This window comes from Actinomadura rugatobispora (assembly GCF_055379765.1).
The window spans coordinates 7008448-7027248 of the sequence record NZ_AP029191.1; the positions used below are offsets into that span (position 1 = coordinate 7008448).

12 protein-coding genes are annotated in these 18801 nt (G+C 74.7%); 8 read left to right on the forward strand and 4 right to left on the reverse strand.

What is annotated here, in order from left to right; translation table 11 throughout:
- Nucleotides 1–7 precede the first annotated feature (7 nt).
- Both ACZ466_RS31385 and ACZ466_RS31390 read left to right on the forward strand, forming a co-directional pair.
- Nucleotides 8–391 (forward strand): Rieske (2Fe-2S) protein, encoded by a 384-nt coding sequence (locus ACZ466_RS31385; protein ID WP_378285065.1) that lies wholly within the window; start codon nt 8–10, stop codon nt 389–391.
- The gene (locus ACZ466_RS31390; protein ID WP_378285064.1) at nt 378–1736 is read left to right on the forward strand and encodes an MFS transporter; all 1359 of its coding nucleotides are present in this window, start codon (nt 378–380) and stop codon (nt 1734–1736) included. The genes ACZ466_RS31385 and ACZ466_RS31390 overlap by 14 nt, the downstream gene beginning before the upstream one ends.
- Here ACZ466_RS31390 and ACZ466_RS31395 read toward each other — a convergent pair.
- Complete coding sequence (locus tag ACZ466_RS31395) at nt 1733–3565, reverse strand: helix-turn-helix domain-containing protein (protein WP_378285063.1); 1833 nt, start codon at nt 3563–3565, stop codon at nt 1733–1735. The two genes, ACZ466_RS31390 and ACZ466_RS31395, sit on opposite strands and share 4 nt — an antisense overlap.
- A gap of 245 nt (nt 3566–3810) precedes the next feature.
- On the opposite strand from ACZ466_RS31395, the gene ACZ466_RS31400 reads away from it, so the two are divergent.
- Nucleotides 3811–4263 (forward strand): GlcG/HbpS family heme-binding protein, encoded by a 453-nt coding sequence (locus ACZ466_RS31400; RefSeq protein WP_378285062.1) that lies wholly within the window; start codon nt 3811–3813, stop codon nt 4261–4263.
- A gap of 117 nt (nt 4264–4380) precedes the next feature.
- Complete coding sequence (locus ACZ466_RS31405; protein WP_378285061.1) at nt 4381–5583, forward strand: phospholipase D-like domain-containing protein; 1203 nt, start codon at nt 4381–4383, stop codon at nt 5581–5583.
- A gap of 152 nt (nt 5584–5735) precedes the next feature.
- On the opposite strand, the gene ACZ466_RS31410 is transcribed toward ACZ466_RS31405, so the two are convergent.
- Both ACZ466_RS31410 and ACZ466_RS31415 read right to left on the reverse strand, forming a co-directional pair.
- Nucleotides 5736–7121, reverse strand: a complete 1386-nt coding sequence (locus tag ACZ466_RS31410; protein ID WP_378285060.1) for an amidase — start codon at nt 7119–7121, stop codon at nt 5736–5738.
- Nucleotides 7118–8644: a hypothetical protein gene (locus tag ACZ466_RS31415; RefSeq protein ID WP_378285059.1), complete on the reverse strand. Its 1527-nt coding sequence runs from the start codon at nt 8642–8644 to the stop codon at nt 7118–7120. Before ACZ466_RS31415 ends, ACZ466_RS31410 begins: the two co-directional genes overlap by 4 nt.
- Before the next feature lie 467 nt (nt 8645–9111).
- Here ACZ466_RS31415 and ACZ466_RS31420 point away from each other — a divergent pair, with 467 nt between their 5' ends.
- From ACZ466_RS31420 to ACZ466_RS31435, 4 genes are all read left to right on the forward strand, one after another.
- Entirely contained in the window at nt 9112–12336 is a 3225-nt protein-coding gene (locus tag ACZ466_RS31420; RefSeq protein WP_378285058.1) for an ATP-dependent helicase, read from the forward strand.
- Between the two features lie 40 nt (nt 12337–12376).
- Complete coding sequence (locus ACZ466_RS31425; protein ID WP_378285057.1) at nt 12377–15787, forward strand: ATP-dependent helicase; 3411 nt, start codon at nt 12377–12379, stop codon at nt 15785–15787.
- 120 nt (nt 15788–15907) lie between these two features.
- Nucleotides 15908–16699, forward strand: coding sequence for a class I SAM-dependent methyltransferase (locus tag ACZ466_RS31430; protein ID WP_378285056.1), 792 nt, complete (start codon nt 15908–15910; stop codon nt 16697–16699).
- A gap of 91 nt (nt 16700–16790) precedes the next feature.
- A complete protein-coding gene (locus ACZ466_RS31435) occupies nt 16791–17114 on the forward strand; it encodes a hypothetical protein (RefSeq protein ID WP_378285055.1) in 324 nt (107 codons plus the stop codon).
- A gap of 20 nt (nt 17115–17134) precedes the next feature.
- On the opposite strand, the gene ACZ466_RS31440 is transcribed toward ACZ466_RS31435, so the two are convergent.
- A complete protein-coding gene (locus tag ACZ466_RS31440) occupies nt 17135–18733 on the reverse strand; it encodes an AMP-binding protein (RefSeq protein WP_378285054.1) in 1599 nt (532 codons plus the stop codon).
- Nucleotides 18734–18801 lie beyond the last annotated feature (68 nt).

Below are 18801 nucleotides of genomic sequence, written 5' to 3' on the forward strand. Positions count from 1 at the left end.
TTATCCGATGGAGACTGCGGAGGACGTCGAGTACCACTATGTGGCCCGGTCGGGCCAGGTGCCCGAGGGGGTGGTGCGGCGCTTCTTCGTCGGGGACGACGAGGCCGAGATCGCCGTGGCGCGGTCCGAGGGCGTCGTGCACGCGATGTCGAACTACTGCACCCACCTGGACTGCCTGCTGTCGTCCGGGCGGGTCACCGAGGACGGGCTGCTGTGCTCGTGCCACGGCAGCGTGTTCGACTACGCCGACGGCGAGCCGATCACGCCGCCCGCCACCAGGGCGGTGGCCGTCTATCCGATCAAGGAGGCGGACGGGAAGATCTGGGTGGCGATCCCGCCGGGCACCGAGCGGCCCGGCCCGCGACGGCGGCGGCAGGGTGTCGAGCGATGACCTGACCGGCGGGGGCGGCGGGGCCGGGCGGTGGGCGGCGCTGGTCCCGCTGCTGCTCGGCACGTTCACCGGCACCGTCGCCAACACCATCGTGAACGTCCCGCTGAGCCTGATCCTGGACGATCTGGGCGTGCCGGTGTCGGCGGGCTCGCTGCTGGTGATCGCGTTCACGGTCACGTTCGCGGTGCTGCTGCCGATCTCCGGCTGGCTCGGCGACCGGTACGGCCACCGCCGGGTGTTCACGGCGGCGACGGCGGTGCTGGGCGCGGCCTCGGCGGCCGCCGCGCTCGCCCCCGACCTGACCTCGCTGGTGGCGGTGCGGGCCGTGCAGGGCGCCGCGACCGCCGCGATGCTGCCGACCGTGATGTCGCTGATCGCGGCGCTGTTCGACGGCGCGCGGCGGGGCCGGGCGCTGGCGCTGTGGGCGGCGGTGAACGGCATCGGGCAGGCGGCCGGGCCCGCGCTGGGCGGCGGCCTGGCCACCTGGGCCGGGTGGCGCGCGGTGTTCTGGCCGATCGTGCCGCTGGGGCTGGCCGCCGCCGCGGTCGCGGTACGGCTCGTGCCGCGCGACCGGCCCCGCAGCGTCCCGCTCGACTGGCGGGGCGCGTCGCTGCTGACCCTCGCCGCCGGGCTGGCGCTCGGGGCCGCGTCCGCGGTCGCGCCGCTCGGCGCCGCGTCCCCGGTGGTGTGGCTGGGGGCGCTGGCGGGCGCGCTGGCGGCCGTGGCGTTCCTGTTCGCCGAACGGGGACGGGCCGACGCGTTCCTGCCGCCCCGCCTGCTGCTGGAGATCCGCTACCTGCGGTCGTGCCTGACCGTGCTGGCGCAGATGTTCTGCCTGGGCGCGACGCTGCTCGGCGTCCCCCTCTACCTGACGACCGTGCGGCGCACGGAGACGCTGACGGCGGGGGCGCTGCTGCTGTGCCTGCCGCTCGCGATGTCGGTGTTGGCGCCGGTCGTCGGCGTCCTCATGGAGCGGCTCGGCGCCCGTCCGGTGCTGCGGTGCGGGCTGGTCCTGCTGGTGGCGGGGCAGTCGGGGGTGGCGGCCGTGCTCACCGGGCACGGCGGCGTGCCGGGGCTGCTGGCGGCGCTCCTGCTGACCGGCGCGGGCGTGGCCCTGGTGCAGACGCCCGCGGCCACCGGCGCGACCCGTTCCGAGGCGGGCCGGTACGGGGCGGGCCTGGGCCTGTTCAACCTGGTGCGCTTCGGCGGGTCGGCGCTGGGCGCGGCCTGGGTGGCGGCGGTGCTGGACCGCTCGCCCGCGTTCGGCGCCGTCTTCGTCGGCTGCGCCGCCATCGCCGCACTCGGCCTGCTGTCCTCCTTCACCGGCCCGGACCCCGCCCGCTAGCGGCGTTCGGCGGGCGGGGTCAGCTCGTCGGCGAGCGTCTGGGTGACCGAGCTCAGCGTCTCGATGTGGTGCGCGAGCCAGAACATGAACTGCGCGTCGGCCGTGCGGATGTCCATGCGCAGCGCCCGCGACGCACGGTCGAGCTTGTAGAGCATCGTGTTGCGGTGCAGGGTGAGGGAGCGGGCCGCGGCGTTCAGGTTCCCCGCGTTCCTGATGTAGGCCAGCACGATCGGCTCCAGGTCGCCGCCGCCCGCCTGCCGCAGCGGCGCCAGCGTCTCCGCCGCGAACGCCTGCCCCTCCGCGCTGCCCGCGACCTCCTTGAGCGCCGCGAACACCCGCAGGTCGTCGTACCCGCACACGCGGTCGGCGTCGGTGTGCCACGACAGGCCCATCGCCAGCCGCGCCTCGTAGTAGCCGGTCGCCACGCCCGCCGCGCCCTTGCCCGGACGGCCGTGCGTCACCCGCAGGTCCTCGCCCAGCGACGGCAGCAGCCGGCGCCGCAGCCGCTGCGCGAACCGGCCCGCCTCCTGCCGCTCGCGCAGCGGGTCGCCGCACGCCGCCAGCTGCCGGATCACCACGATCGTGGAGCCGATCGAGGCGGTCAGCGTGCTGCCGTCCGGCTCCATCGCCTGCGCGATCCGGGTCGCGGTCAGCTTGTGCCGCAGGTAGTCGCGGCCCACCGGCAGCAGCGCGGACGCCGACACCACGTGCACCGCGAACGTCCCGGACACGTCGAAGCCGTGGTGCCGGGCGCGGGCGCCCAGCTCGTGCGGGTCGGCGAACCGGCCGTGCACCAGCGCCTCGACGAAGTCGCCGCGGGCCCGCTCCTCGGCCGCCCGCACCGACCGCTGCCGCAGCATCTCCGAACCGGTCAGCGTCGCGCCGTGCTCGGCGATCACCCGGTGCTGGGCGAGGTCGTGGTCGTCGGGCGGGAACGCGCGCTCCAGCAGCACCAGCCGCCCGTACGGCTCCCCGCCGACGATGATCGGGGCGAGCAGCGCCCGGACCGGGTCGCCGTCCGGGGACGGCCGCAGGTCCAGCTCCACCGGATGCCCGCCCGCCGCACCGCCCGCCGCGCCCGGTGCCTCGGGGCCGCCGGGGACGGGGCCCGGCTCCGCGGCCGGCTCCGGGACGGCGGGCAGGGCGGCGGCGATCCCGTCCGGGTCGGTCGCGGTGCCGCCCGGCGGCTGCTCCCAGGCCAGGCGCTCGCCGTCCTCGTCCAGGATCAGCACCGGGCAGCGCGACAGGTTGGCGATCGCGTGCGCCATCGCCGGGATCCCCGACCCCTGCGCCAGCACGTCGGCGAGGGCGCGGTGCACCCGCGCGCCGTACTCCAGCACGTGCGAGGTCTGCGCCAGCGCCTTCTGCCCCACCAGCCGGCTCACCGCCCGGTAGTCGGCCTCCTCGCGCAGCGCCAGCAGCGGCACCCGGGCCCGGTCGGCGGCCCGCGCCGCGGCCTTCAGATCGCACCGGGTGCCCGGCTGCTGCCAGGCCAGCAGCGCCGCGGCGCCGCGCCGGGACAGCTCGTGGATCAGCGCGATCGCCTCGTCCGCCGCGGCCAGCATGGTCGCGGGCAGGTGGACGGCGATGCCGCCGAGGTCGGCCGAGCCGACCTGCCCCTCGGCGTAGCGGCGGGTCTCCGACAGCGGCAGGCACCAGGAGACCCGGCGGTCCAGCCCGGCCGCGCCCGCGACCAGCCCGCCGCGCAGCAGCGGCTCGGCGAGCAGCGCGCCCACCGTGACCCGGCCGTCGGCGTCGCTGTCGGGGGCGGCGTCGTGCCCGGTGTCCGGGGAGGGGGAGTCGATGATGTCCACGTGCTGATGTGCCATGTGCCCACATCCTGTCCCGATGGTTCGGCAGAGTGTACATAGTCCGGTTCGCCGGGGTCCCGGAGACTGACTGCCGTGACCGCCGGAGGGGACGGGCGGGGCCAGGGAGGGCCTTCCTTTTCTCCGCAGCCTCCATTCTGCGGCACGAAATCGAATCGAGCAATACCTGAATTGCGGATAAAAATGCGGCCGGCGGTCGCGGATCCGCAATTCTCTGGATTGCCTGAACGGGAACAGGAGGACGAATGCAGACCGTTCATCGGCTGACCCTGGAGGACGCCCTGGTGCTGCTGGAGGCGGCCGAGGCGGAGGCGGAGCGGATCGGGGTCAAGGAGACGATCTGCATCGCCGACGACGGCGCCCACCCCATCGCCCTGCACCGGATGACCGGGGCCCGGCTGACCGGGGTGGAGATCGCGATCGCCAAGGCGTTCACCGCCGCCGGACACCAGCGCGACACCCACAAGTTCAACGAGCCGCCGGACGGGCCCGCGCTGCCGGGCAACGAGGCGTTCGGGATCAACCAGATGCACCCCGGCAAGTTCGCCATCTTCGTGGGCGGCTTCCCGATCGTGTACGAGGGCCGGGTGATCGGCGCGGTCGGGGTCAGCGGCGGCAACGGCGAGCAGGACAAGGCGGTCGGGGCGGCCGCGCTGCGCGCCTTCGAGGAGAAGGTCGCGCCGCGTACCGCGCCCTGACCGGCGGGCGATGCATGGGGGACGCGGAGCGGGGTAGGCGCGATCCGGACGTAACCGGCAAGAGGGGGCAATCTTCCGGTCACGTCCGGACCATGCCGCCGACGATCAGGAGCACCCATGGCCGCGTCTCCCGCCGCCTCCCCCGACCAGGGGACCGAGGGCACCGAGCACTCCGGGCAGCGCATCCGCCGCCGCCTCGAGCGGCTCATCGGGATCGCGGCCACCGAGGGCAACGAGGTGCTGCCGCTGCGCAACGGCGACCGGATCTTCCCCGCGATGCTGGAGGCGATCGGCCGCGCCGAGCGCACCATCGACATGATGACCTACGTCTACTGGCGCGGCGACATCGCCCGCCGGTTCGCCGACGCGCTCGGCGAGCGCGCCCGCGCCGGGGTGCGGGTCCGGCTGCTCCTCGACGGGATCGGCTGCCATCCCATCGAGAAGGACCTGGTCGACCGGATGAGCGCGGACGGCGTCACCGTGGCGTGGTTCCGCAAGCCGCCCTACCTCTCGCCGTTCAAGCAGAACCACCGCTGCCACCGCAAGGTGCTGGTGGTGGACGAGGGCACCGCGTTCACCGGCGGCGTCGGCATCGCCGAGGAGTGGTGCGGCGACGCCCGCGACGAGAACGAGTGGCGCGACACCCACGTCCGGGTGCGCGGGCCCGCCGTGGACGGCGTCGCCGCCGCGTTCGCGCAGGGCTGGGCCGAGTGCCACGACGAGCTGTTCGACGAGCGCGACCGCTTCGGCGGGCACGAGCCCGCGGGCGACGCGGTCGTGCAGGTCGTGCGCGGCTCGGCGAGCCTGGGCTGGCAGGACATGCAGACCCTGATGCGGGTGGTGCTGGAGTCGGCCGAGGAGCGGGTCCGGGTGTCCACCGCCTACTTCGCCCCCGACCGTTACTTCACCGAACTGCTGGGACGCACCGCCCGCCGCGGCGTGGAGATCGAGATCCTGCTGCCCGGCCCGCGGATCGACAAGCGGGTCTCGCTGCTGGGCGGCCAGCAGCACTACGAGCGGCTGCTGGCCGACGGGGTCCGCATCTGGCAGTTCCAGCCGACGATGCTGCACACCAAGGTGCTCACCGTCGACCGGGCCGTGTCGCTGGTCGGGTCCACCAACATCAACCGCCGCTCGATGGACCACGACGAGGAGATCATGCTGGCGGTCGTCGACCGCGACTTCACCGCCGCGCTGGACGGGCATTTCGACGACGACCTCCGGCGCAGCGAGGAGATCCGCGAATGGCGCTGGAAGAAGCGGTCGAGGCTGCAGCGCGCCGCGGAAGTGTCCATCCTCCCCATCCGCAGATTCCTCTGAACGAGGCCGATCAGCCCCCGCGCGAGCGCGTTACCTGCCCGGTGAGGCGATGCCGAAGGCGAGCCTCACCGGGCAGATCGCGAAGCGATGCCGCGCTCGCCCAGAAACCCGGTCAGGGTGCGAGCCGCTAGGCGAGTGCCCTGGGCCGGGGTTCAAGAAAGCACAGCTTCCACGGCCGCCGCCGCGGCCAGCACCAGCGCGTCGGCGTGCCGCCGCCCGACGATCTGCAGCCCGACGGGCGCGCCGCCGGCCCGTCCCGCCGGGACCGACACCGCCGGATGCCCCGACAGGTTGAACGGGAACGTCACCGCCAGCGCGCCCCAGTGGTCCACCGGACGGCCCGCGATCTCGGCCGGCATCGGGCCCTCGGCGGGGAACGCCGGGACCTGCGTGGCCGGGGTCAGCAGCAGGTCGAAGCGGTCGAACGCCTCCGCCAGCGCGGCCACCAGCCGGGCCCGGGTCTGGTGCGCGTCCACCAGCGCGTCGGCGTCCAGGGCCGCCGCGGCGTCGCCGTACCCGCGCACCGTGGGGTGGACGGATCCGAGCCTCCCGGGCGGCGCGGCGCGCAACTCGGAGTGCACGTCCGGCACCGACAGCGTCCGGTACGCGGCGCCGCACGCCGCTTCCAGGCGCAGGTCGGCCGGGACGCGCCGCACGCCCGCGCCCGCGATGAACTTCTCCGCCGCCGCCTCCACCACGGCCGCCACCTCGGGGTCGCACGGCGCGTTGCCGAGGTCGGGCGTCCACGCCACCCGCAGTCCCCGCAGGCCGGCCGGGCGCAGCGCGTCCTCGAACGGCTCGGACGGCGCGGGCAGCGAGGACCGGTCGTACTCGTCGGACCCGCACACGCAGTCCAGGAGGCGGGCGGTGTCCCGGACCGTGCGGGTCAGGACGCCGTAGTGGTCGTTCTCGGCCGTCCCCCAGTGGTACGGCCCGCGCGGGACCCGCCCGTAGGTGCCCTTGAACCCGACGAGCCCGCAGTACGACGCCGGGATGCGCAGCGAGCCCGCGCCGTCCGTGCCGGTCGCGACGGGCACCATCCCGGCCGCGACCGCGGCGGCCGACCCGCCGCTCGACCCGCCAGGGGTCAGGTCGCGGTTCCACGGGTTGCGCGTCACGCCGTGCAGCGCGGACGCGGTGAACGATGCCCGCCCGAACTCCGGCGACGCGGTCGCCCCGATCGGGATCGCCCCGGCCGCCACCGCCCGCGCCACCAGCGTGGACGTGTGGCCGGCGATCCGGTCGGCGTGCAGCGCGCTGCCCATCGCGAACGGCCAGCCCGCCACCGCGTGCAGTTCCTTCACGCCCAGCGGCACCCCGGCCAGCGGCCCGGGATCGTCGCCGCGCGCCACGCTCTCGTCGATCTCGCGGGCGCGGGCGAGCGCGCCGTCGGCGTCGATGTGGACGAACGCGCCCAGGTCGCCGTCCAGCTCCGCGATGCGCGCGAGCGCCTCCGCCACCGCCTCCCGGGCCGCCAGCTCGCCCGACCTGACCAGCGCCGCCGTCTCGACGACGGTCCGCGGCGCGGCCGGGCTCACAGCACCACCGTCGCGATCGCCGTGGCCACCACCAGCCCGGTCACCACCGGGACGAACAGCCGCCGGGCCAGATCGACCACCGAGACCCCGGTGAGCCCGGCCACCACGATCAGCGAGGACCAGATGACCAGCGTGCCGCCGCCGGTCCAGCTGGCGCCGTTCTGCGCGATCGCGGCCAGCGTCGCCACGTCCGCGCCCGATCCGTCGCCCAGCGAGGAGGCCAGCGACCCGGTGAACGGCAGTCCCGGCCAGCCGTTGCCGTCGAGCCCGATCACCATCCCGACCAGCAGCATCGCGAACGAGGCGAACACCGGGACCTGCGGGATGTGCGGCTGGACGTGCGCGATCGCGTCCAGCAGGAACGCGGGCGCCTTGGCGCCCTCGGGCAGGCCCAGGATGTCGCCGGAGTAGTCGGAGAGGCCGACGTAGACGAACCCCGCGACCGGGATCACCATCCCCATGGTGCGGAACGAGAACGCGATGCCCTCGGTGAAGTGCCCGCCGACGTCCTCCAGCCAGCCCTTCCGGTTCGCGACCAGCGCGATCGCCACGAGCGCGAGGGCGGCGGTGCCGCCGACCAGCGGGGCGCCCATCCCGTCGTCGATGTTCGGCACGAGGGAGGTGAACCGGCCGAGCAGCATGAACACCAGCAGCGCCGCGAACAGCACCGGCACCGCGACCGCCACGATCCGCGCCTTGGACGAGGCCGCCGCCGGCTCGTCCTTGCCGCCGGAGGAGGCGGTGGTCAGCGTGGCCGTCCCGCTCCCGCCGCCGGTCTCCGCGGCGGCGCCGCCCGCACGCTGCCCCGCGGTGCCGGTGTGGACCGTTCCGACGTGGTGCGCGGTGGCGGCCTCGGACACCGGCAGGACGACGGCCGCGGAGGCGATCGGGTCGAGCATCCTGGTGCGCACGTCGCGAAGGTACGCCACGGCCAGCGCCACCACCCCGGCGACCAGCGAGATCACCATCGCCCGGTCGGCGATCAGCCCGGCCGGGACGTCGGCGCCCTCGGCGGACAGACCCGGCGCCACCCCCATGATGTAGTCCGAGCTGAGCGCCATGCCCTGCCCGGTGATGGCGATCGCCAGCGCCGCCCCGAACGGCGCCAGCCCCGCCCGCACCGCCGCGGGCAGCAGGATCGCCGCGATCAGCGGCAGCACCGGCGTGGGCCAGAACGACAGCGACAGCAGGTACGTCACCACCGCCAGCACCACGTAGGAGACGTGCCCGTTGCGGAACAGCCGGCCCAGCGGCCGGATCATGACCGCGTCCGCGCCCAGCCCCCGCATCGCCCCCAGCATGGCCGTGACCAGCGCGATGATGATGAAGACCGGCAGCAGCTCGCGGGTGCCGACGATCGCGGCGTTGAAGACCGATCCGAGCCCGGTGGTGACGCTGCCGCCGTAGGCCAGCCCGGTGAGGAAGGTCGCGACGACGGCGGGCGCGATGACGTTCTTCTTCGCCACCACGGTGGCGATGAGCACGGCCAGGCCGAGCAGGTAGATCCAGTGGGCAGCGGACAACGCGTCACCATCCATTGCGGGGAAGGGCTGGCAGGGGAAGGCTTACAGGGGCGGCTGGTAGGCTCTGTTAAACGTTGATTTCGGGGTTGTTACGGGATCCGTCCGAGGGGGCCCGGCGGTTCCAGAGACTCTGTCCGATCGGTTATCGACGGACAATGAGAAAAGCGCACACCCGGCCCTGTGAGGCTTTGTGCAAGGTGCCGGATGACATTTCCGCCGCATTCCGATAGGTCTTCCGCAGGCCCGGTGCGCGCCCGCGCCGTGATGCTCCGTCCTACTCCGTGGCGTCCGTCACGTCCAGTCGCGTCCCGTCACGGGATGCCCACGGACCGTGCCGGCGGCGGCGCCGCGGCGCTCACGTCCCGTGATCGTGTGCGGTCTCATCCGCGACATGCGGCGGATGTGGTCAGAGCAGCCCCGGTGATCTGCTCCAATGAAATGTTGTGCCACCAGCCTCCTACCGTCTCGTGCGCCGCGCGGGTCCCGCGCGGGCCGTCCCGCCGGTGCTCGACGAGCGGCAGCGGCGGGTGGTCGAGCATGCCGGCGGCCCGCTGCTGGTGCTGGCCGGGCCGGGCACCGGCAAGACGACCACGATCGTGGAGGCGGTGGCCGACCGCATCGACGAGCGCGGCACCGACCCGGAGCGGGTGCTGGTCCTCACCTTCAGCCGCAAGGCGGCGGGGGAGTTGCGCGAGCGCATCACCGGGCGGCTGCGCCGCACCACCCGCACGCCGCTGGCGCTGACCTTCCACGGCTACGCCTACGCGCTGCTGCGCCGCGACGCCGTCCTGAACGAGGAGCCCCCGCCGCGGCTGCTGTCGGGCCCCGAGCAGCTGCTGGAGGTGCGGCGGCTGCTGGAGGGCGAGCTGGCCGACGGGGCGCGGGACTGGCCCGAGCGGCTGCGCGCGGCGCTGGCCACCCGCGGCTTCGCCGAGGAGCTGCGCGACTTCGCCCTCCGCGCCGCCGAGCGGAGCTACTTCCCCGAAGACCTGGTCGCCACCGGCCGCACCCGGGGCCGCGACGACTGGACCGCGATCGGCCGGTTCATGGAGCGCTACGCCGAGCGCTTCGCCGTCGACCCGGTGCAGACCTACGACTACGCCGAGCTGATCCACATGGCCGCCGGGCTGCTCGCCGCCGACGAGGACGCCATGCACCGCGAGCGCGACGCCTACGACGTGGTGTTCGTGGACGAGTACCAGGACGCCGACCCCGCCCAGGAGGCGCTGCTGCGGCGGCTGGCCGGCGACGGCCGCGACCTGGTCGCCGTGGGCGACCCCGACCAGTCCATCTACGGTTTCCGGGGCGCCGACGTGCGGGGGATCCTGGAGTTCCCCGAGCGGTTCCCGACCATCGGCGGCGACCCGGCCCCGGTGGTGGCGCTGCAGGACTGCCGCCGCATGGGCCCCGACCTCCTGGAGGCGTCCCGGCGGATCGCGCGGCGGCTGCCCGCCGGGGTGCTGGCCGCCGAGCACCGCGCGCTGCGTCCCGTCGAACGCCCCGAGTCCGACGACGCCATCGGCGACGAGGTCAGAGCCGTGATCGCCGACTCCGAGAGCCAGGAGTCGGCGCTGGTCGCCGACGAGCTGCGCCGCGCGCACCTGCTCGACGGCGTCCCGTGGTCGCGGATGGCGGTGCTGGTGCGCAGCGCCGTCCGGCAGGTCCCCGCGCTGCGCCGCGCGCTCGCCCAGGCCGGGGTGCCCGTGGTCGTGGCGGGCGACGAGGTCCCCCTGATCGCCGAGCCGGCGGTGCGGCCGATCCTGGTGCTGCTGCGCGCGGCCCTGAAGAAGGACTTCATGGACGAGGTGGTCGTCGAGGACCTCCTCACCGGCCCGCTCGGCGGCGCCGACGCCCTCGGCATGCGGCGGCTCAAGCGGGCGCTGCGCGACCTGGAGGACCTGTCCGGCGGGCACCGCACCCTCGGCGAGCTGCTGGTGGCGGCGGTCGACGACCCGCGCGAACTGATCCCCGTCCACGAGAAGGTCCGCGCCCCCGCCGAACGCGTCGCCCGCCTCATCGGGCTCGCCCGCGAGAGCGCGCACGGCGGCGGCTCCGCCGAGGACGTCCTGTGGGCGGTGTGGCGCGAGAGCGGCCTGGCCGACGAGCTGCTGGAGCAGAGCGTCCGGGGCGGCACCCGCGGCGCCGCCGCCGACCGCGACCTCGACGCCGTCGTCGCGCTGTTCGACCACGCCGCCCGCTTCGTCGACCGGCTGCCGCAGGCCGGGCCCGAGCTGTTCGTCGACACCATCGCCTCCCAGGAGATCGCCGGCGACACCTTGGCCGAGCAGGCCCCGGAGGGGGAGGCGGTGCGGATCCTCACCGCGCACCGCTCCAAGGGCCTGGAGTGGGACGTGGTCGTCGTCGCCGGCGTCCAGGAGGGCGTCTGGCCCGACCTGCGGCTGCGCGGCTCGCTGCTGGGCATCGAGGAGCTGGTCGAGCTGTCGGCGGGCAGCGAGCTGGAACGCGAGGCGCAGGCGCACGCCGAGGCCCTCGCCCGCGCCGGCGGCCGCGACGGCGGCGGCAGCGCCGCGGCGGCGGGCGCGTCCATGGCCGCCAAGATGATGGACGAGGAGCGCCGCCTCTTCTACGTCGCCGTCACCCGCGCCCGCCACCGCCTCGTCGTGACCGCCGTCGGCGGCGACGACTCCGAGGAGCGCCCCTCCCGCTTCCTCAACGAGCTGCTGCCCGGCGCGATCGAGCAGTCCCAGCTCGACGAGAAGACCCGCTGGCTGTCGCTGCCCGCCCTGGTCGCCGACCTGCGCTCGGTGGCGTCCGACCCGTCCCGGCCCGAGCCGATGCGCCGCGCCGCCGCCGGCCACCTGGCCCGGCTGGCCCGCGCGGGCGTCCGCGGCGCCCGCCCGGAGAACTGGTACGCCATCACCGCCCTGTCCGACCCCGGCCCCGCGTTCGCCGAGGACGAGCAGATCACCATCTCGCCGTCGCAGGTCGAGGCGTTCACCACCTGCGGGCTGCGCTGGCTGCTGGCCTCGGCGGTCGGCGCCCAGGAGGGCGGCCCGAACGAGTTCTCCACCATGGGCAAGGTCATCCACGCGGTCGCGGAGATGGCCGGCGCCGACGACGGCGTCACCGAGGTCGACCTGGCCCGGCGCCTCGACGACATCTGGAACGACCTGGAGTTCCGCAGCTCCTGGTACTCGGAGAAGCAGCGCGACCAGGCCGCCACGATGGTCGACAGGTTCCTCGGCTGGCACCGCGACAACCCCAACGAGGTCGTCGCGCTGGAGGAGTCCTTCAAGGTCGACCTCGGCCGCGTCGTCATCAAGGGCCGCATCGACCGCGCCGAACGCGACGAGCACGGCCGCGCCGTCATCATCGACATCAAGACCTCCACCACCGCCGTCCCCAAGGACGACCTGGCCCGGCACCCGCAGCTCGGCGTCTACCAGTACGCGGTGATGCTCGGCGCGTTCGAGCGGCACGGCCTGATCGAGCCGGGCGGCGCCAAGCTGATCCAGGTCGGCAAGGCCGCGTTCACCGCCAAGGCGCGCGAGCAGGAGCAGCCCCCGCCCGGCGACGACCCCGACCCCGAGTGGCCCAAGAAGCTCATCGAGGTCGTGGCCACCGGCATGGCCGGCGACGTGTTCCAGGCCCGCGCCAATGACAAGTGTCGGACCTGCCCCGTACGGTCCTGCTGCCCCGTCCACGACGAGGGCGGGCAGGTCGGGCCATGAGGCGGCGCTCCGGGGCCGGGGCGCGGGAGGGTGAGGGCGGGTGATCACTCCGGCGGAGCTGGCCCGGCTGCTGGAGATCCCCGAGCCGACCGACGAGCAGGCCCGGGTGATCGAGGCGCCGCTGGCGCCGATGGCGGTCATCGCGGGGGCCGGGTCGGGCAAGAGCGAGACGATGGCGGCGCGGGTGGTGTGGCTGGTCGCCAACGGGTTCGTGCGGCCCGAACGGGTCCTGGGCCTGACGTTCACCCGCAAGGCGGCGGCGGAGCTGGGCGCGCGCGTCCGCAAGCGGCTGGACCGGCTGCGCGAGGTGCTGCCCGCCGACGAGCTGGCCCGGATCGGCGGGGAGTCGCTGTTCGACGGCGAGCCGATGGTGTCGACGTACCACTCCTACGCGTCCCGGCTGTTCGGCGACCACGCCCTCCGCGAGGCGCTGGAGCCGACCATGCGGCTGATCTCCCCGGCCGTGGCCTGGCAGATCTGCTCGCGGGTGGTGGACGCCTACGACGGCCCCATGGACCGCATCGACTGGCAGCCCGACACCGTCACCAAGGCCGTGATGGAGCTGTCGGGCGACCTGTCGGAGCACCTGCGGACGGCCGAGGACGTCCGCAAGGTCGGCACCTGGCTGGACGAGCGGTTCGCCGTGCTGAAGAAGCCCCTGAAGGCGCAGCGCGACATCCTCGCCAAGCACGCCGTGCGCGAGCAGATGATGCCGCTGATCGAGGCGTACCACCGCGCCAAGTCGGGCCGCGAGGTCATCGACCACGACGACCAGATGGCCCTGTCCGCCCGCATCGCCCACAAGCACCCCGAGGTCGGGATGATCGAGCGGTCGCGGTTCTCGGTCGTGCTGCTCGACGAGTACCAGGACACCAGCCAGGCGCAGCTCGTCCTGCTCAAATCGCTGTTCGCCGGGGGGCACCCGGTGACGGCGGTCGGCGACCCGTGCCAGTCGATCTACGGGTGGCGGGGCGCGAGCGCGGGCAACCTGCTGCGCTTCGCCTACGACTTCCCGCTGCAGCCGGCGGTGGCCGGGCGGCGTCCCGACGCGGCGCCGGTCGTGCAGCTCAGCCGCAGCTTCCGCAACGGCGAGCGGATCCTGGACGCCGCCGCGAAGGTGCAGGAGGAGCTGCGGGCCGAGACGTCGGCCGTGCCGCGGCTGGTGCCGGGCGCCGGACGGGAGGAGCGCGGGCGCGTCGAGTGCGCGCTGTTCGAGACCGTCGAGGACGAGGCCGAGCGGATCGCCGCCCGCATCAAGCAGCTGCTGGCGGGCGATCCGGCGACCGCCCCCGACGGCGGGCCCTGGATCGGGCCGGAGCCGCTCGAGTACGGCGACATCGCGATCCTGGCCCGCAAGCGCTCCCAGTTCCCGCTGCTCCGGCGGGCGCTGGAGAACCGGAAGATCCCCGTCGAGGTGGTCGGGCTGGGCGGGCTGCTGACCGTCCCCGAGGTGCAGGACGTCGTCGCCACGCTCCGCGTGATGCACGACCCCACGGCGGGCGCCTCGCTGGCCCGGCTGCTGACCGGGCCGCGCTGGCGGCTCGGCCCCCGCGACCTGGTCGCCCTCGGCCGCCGCGCCCGCACGCTCGCGCAGGAGGCCGGACGCGACATCACCCCGCCCGAGAAGAGCGAGGACGAGGCCGTCCAGGATGCCGCGGCGGAGGGCTCGGAGGGCTCGGACGGCTCGGACGGCGAGGGGGCAGCGGCGGAGGGGGGCGCGGACGATCCGCTGCGGCAGCTGGTCAGCGAGCTCAACCAGGAGACCGGCAGCCTGGTCGACGCGCTCGACGACCTCGGCCCCTACGAGGCGTACTCCCCGGAGGGCTTCGGACGGCTGCGGCGGCTCCGCGACGAGCTGCGCCACCTGCGCGGCCAGGTCGGCCTCGCGCTGCCCGACCTGGTGAACGAGGTCGAACGCGCGCTCGGCCTCGACATCGAGGTCGCCGCCCGCTCCGGCCTCGACCCCGTCACCGCCCGCGCCGACCTCGACGCCTTCATCGGCGCCGCCGCCACGTTCGCGGGCGACGCCGAAGACCCGACCCTCGGCGCGTTCCTCGCCTACCTCAAGGCCGCCGAGAGCGAGGAGTTCGGCCTGGAGGCCGGGCGGGTCGGCGAGACCAACAGCGTCAAGCTGCTCACCGTGCACGCCTCCAAGGGCCTGGAATGGCCGGTCGTCATCGTCCCCGGGCTGTCCTACACGCCGCAGAAGAGCGGCGGCCCGGCCAAGGGTTCGATCTTCCCGTCGCCGCCGCAGAACGCCACCCGCTGGACCGCCAACCCGCGCGTGCTGCCGTTCATGCTCCGCGGCGACCGCGCAGACCTGCCCGCGCTGCACGGCCTGGAGAAGGACGACCTGAACGCCTTCGACGCCGCGTGCGCCGAACGCGACCTGCGCGAGGAGCGCCGCCTGGCCTACGTGGCGGTGACCCGCGCCTCCAGCCTGCTCATCGTCACCGGCTACTGGTGGGGCGCGTCCGGGCGGCCGCTCGGGCCGTCCCCGTTCCTGGAGGAGGTCCGGCAGGTGTGCCTGGCCGGGGCGGGCTCGGTCGCCGTCTGGGCCGAACCGCCCGAGGAGGGCACCGCCAACCCGCTCCTCGCCGAGCCGGAGACCTCCGACTGGCCCCCCGAGCAGGGCGCAGGGCTCGGCGACGCCGCGTCCCGCGAACGGTACGAGGCGATCGTGGACGCCGCCCGGATGGTCGAGGACGCCATGCTGGGCCGCACCCGCCCGTGGGCCGGCACCGACGGGCTCGGTGCCGCCGACCGCGGCCGCATGACCGCCTGGGCCCGCGACGTGGAGCTGCTGCTGGCCGAACGCGACCGCGGCCGCGGCGGCGACGGCACGCTCGTCGAGCTGCCCGCCCACCTGTCGGTGTCGTCGCTGGTGTCGCTGGCCCGCGACCCGGCGGCGCTGGCCCGCCAGATCCGCCGCCCGATGCCGCGGCCGCCCGCCCCGTACGCGCGCCGCGGCACCGCCTTCCACGCCTGGCTGGAGGGCCGCTGGGGGCAGCAGCGGCTGCTCGACCCCGACGAGCTGCCCGGCGCCGCCGACGAGGGCGCCGCCGACGACTCCCACCTGGAGGAGCTGCGCGACAGCTTCGAGCGGTCGGAGTGGGCGGCGCGCGAGCCGCTCGACGTCGAGGTCCCGTTCGAGACGATCATCGGTGACCGGCTGGTGCGGGGCCGCATGGACGCCGTGTTCCGCGACCGCGACGGCCGGTACGAGGTGGTCGACTGGAAGACCGGCCGGCCGCCGTCCGGCGACGACGCCCGCTTCGCCTCCGTGCAGCTGGCCGCCTACCGGCTGGCCTGGGCCGAGCTGGTGGACGTCCCGGTCGACCAGGTCAGCGCCGCCTTCCACTACGTGCGCGCGAACGTCACGGTCCGTCCGGCGGACCTGCTGGACGCGGCCGGGCTCACCGCGCTGCTGGAGAGCGTCCCGGCGGTCTGACCGGTTCGACGGGCTCGACGGATTCGACGGGTTTGAGGGGTTCGCGGCGGGCGATCGCGATCCGCCTCTGGTCACGGTGCGTGGTTTCAGGGATGATGCGCGCAACGACCCCGCGGGTGAGTGGAGGCACTAGTGGTGGTGGCGCACGACGAGAAGGTCGTACAGGAGTTCTCCAAGCAGGCGGAGGGATTCGGGGATCCGCGGCTGAACGTCGCGTTCACCCGGCATCTCGGCCGGCTGGTGGAGTTCATGGAGCCGGAGCTGGACCTGGAGGACGTCGTGCTGGAGGTCGCCGCCGGGACCGGGCTGGTCTCGCGCGCGATCGCCGGGCGGGTGCGGCACGTGACCGCGCTCGACCTCACCCCCGCCATGCTGGCCCAGGGCAAACGGGAGGCCGACCGGGACGGCGTCACCAACGTCACCTTCACCCGCGGCGACGCCGCGTCCCTGCCCTACGCCGACCGGTCGTTCACGCTGGTCGCGACGCGGTTCGCGCTGCACCAGGTGGCCGACCCGGAGGCGGTCGTGACGGAGATGGCGCGGGTCGGCCGGCCCGGCGCGGCGCTGATCATCGCCGACCTGGTGCGCCCGGACGGCCTGGAGGGCGACCCCGACCGCATCGAGCGGCTCCGCGACCCCTCGCACGGCGCCCTGCTCACCGAGGAGCGCATCACCGAACTGGTCGCCGCGACCGGCGCCGAGGTGCGGCGGGCCGAGCGGTTCGAGTTCGTCCGGCCGGTGGAGCCGTGGCTGGGCCTGGCGCACACCTGCGCCGACGCCGCCGCGCAGATCCGCAAGGAGCTGGCGGACGAGCTGGCCGGCGGCGCCCCCACCGGCATGCGCCCCAGCGAGGTCGACGGCGAGCTGCACTTCACCCACTCCTACCTCTACCTGCACGCCAACGTCGCGTAGCCCGCCGCGCAGCTCCGCTCGACGTGGGACACGCGAGTGATTTCCGGGAGAAGTGCGACCGGAGTCGCTCGTGTGTTCTATGTTGTCGACCATGAGTTCAGGTGCGCGTGCGACGGGTGGCAGGGAGCCGGCGGCGCTGGCGATGCGGATCGGCCTGGTCGCGGCGGAGGCGGCCCTGGCCACCTTCGCCCGCAACCTCGACCTCGACGAGCTCGAGTCCGGCGAGGTCGACTTCCGCGGCTCCATCGGGCCCGCGGAGTGGCCGGTGTTCTCGCTGGTCATCGACACGCTTGCGGAGGCCGACCCGGGCGACGAGCGCCCGCTGGACGAGCGGCGCGTGGACGCGCTGAACGACCTGGCCCGCATCTGCATGGCCGCCAAGCAGCGCACCGGAGCCGGCGCCGGAGTCGCCTGACCTTCGCGCCCCCGGTCAGATCAGGTCTGCTTCACCTTGCCGGTGCTGGTGCGCGGCAGCTCGTCCACGAAATGCACCTCCCGCGGCACCTTGTACCGGGCCAGCCGCTCCCTCACCAGCGACTTGAGGTCATCCTCGGTCACCGACGCGCCGGGCGCCCGCACCACGTGCGCGGACAGCCGCTGCCCCCACTGCTCGTCCTCCACCCCGGAGACCGAGACCTCGGCCACCTCGGGATGGTCGCCGAGCAGGTCCTCCACCTCACCCGGGAAGACGTTCTCGCCCCCTGACACGATCATGTCGTCGGCGCGGCCGTCCACGAACAGCCGCCCCTCGGCGTCGAAGTGGCCGAGGTCGCCGGAGCCGACGAGACCGTCCCGCTCCCGCCTGTCCTCGCCCCCGGTGTACCCGGCGAACCGCAGCCCGCCGCCGGTGTGGATCTCGCCGACCTCCCCGGTCGGCAGCGCGCGGCCGTCCTCGTCCAGGACGCGGACGCGGAGCCGGAACGACGGGCGGCCGACGGTCCCCGGGGCCTCACGGGCGTCCCGGGGCGTGGCGATGGTCGTCCAGCCGGTCTCCGTCGACCCGTACACGTTGTGGATCACGTCGCCGAACGCGTCCGTGAACGCCTCCGACAGGTGCGGGTGCAGCGCCGAACCGCCGCACACCACCACGCGCAGCGACGCGGGCCGCGGGCCGTCCGGGACGTCCAGGAGCCGCCGCAGCATGATCGGCACCGCGACCAGCGTCTCCGCCCGGTGCTCCTCTATCGTCTCCAGGACCCGGCGCGGGTCGAAGCGGCGGAACAGGATCAGCGGCATGCCCAGGCCCACCGCCACCGACATGTAGGCGTACCCGAGCACGTGGAACAGCGGCGGCGCCACCACGATCGGCGCGCCCGACCGCACCGGCACCCGGACCATGTGGCTGAGCGCGGCGGGCAGGAGCGAGCCGAGCGAGACGTCGTGCCGGGCGCCCTTCGGGGTGCCGGTCGTGCCCGACGTCATCAGGATCACCCGGCCGGGGCGTTCCGGCCGCAGCGGCTCCGGCTCGGTGCCCGCCAGGCCGTCGATCGTCTCGTACGGTCCCGCGCGGCCGTCGCGCCAGGCGTGGATCCGCCGGCGGCCGTAGCCGGCCTCGTCCACGACGGGGTCGAACTCGGCGTCGTGGACCAGCAGCCCGATGCCCTCGCGCTCGGCGACCTCGCCCAGCTGCGGCGCGGAGAAGTCGGTGTTCAGCAGCACCACGTCGGTGCCGAGCCGGGACCCTGCCAGCACCGCCTCCACGAACCCCCGGTGGTTGCGGCACAGCACCCCGATCCGGCGCTCCTTGCCCGGCCCGGCCAGGCGGGCCTGCAGAGCGGTGGCCAGGCCCGCGGCGCGCCGCTCCAGTTCGGCGTACGTCAGCGTCCCGCGCTCGTCGATGATCGCCGTGCGGCCGCGGAAGCGCAGCGCCGCCATCGCCCCCACGGTGGCGGGCACCGGACCGTACCGGCGGTACTGGAGCGGCAGCCGCACGGCCCGGTCGGGGCGGACGGGACGGAACGCGCCCACGTCCCACAGCGCCCTGACCGAGCGCGCTCCCAGAGCTGCCAGCGTTCGCATCCGGTCGAGCGGCACGGCGCCTTCTCCTTCACGGGATCGTGGACGGACGGACCACCACGCCATACCCGCACCTTCGCCCGATA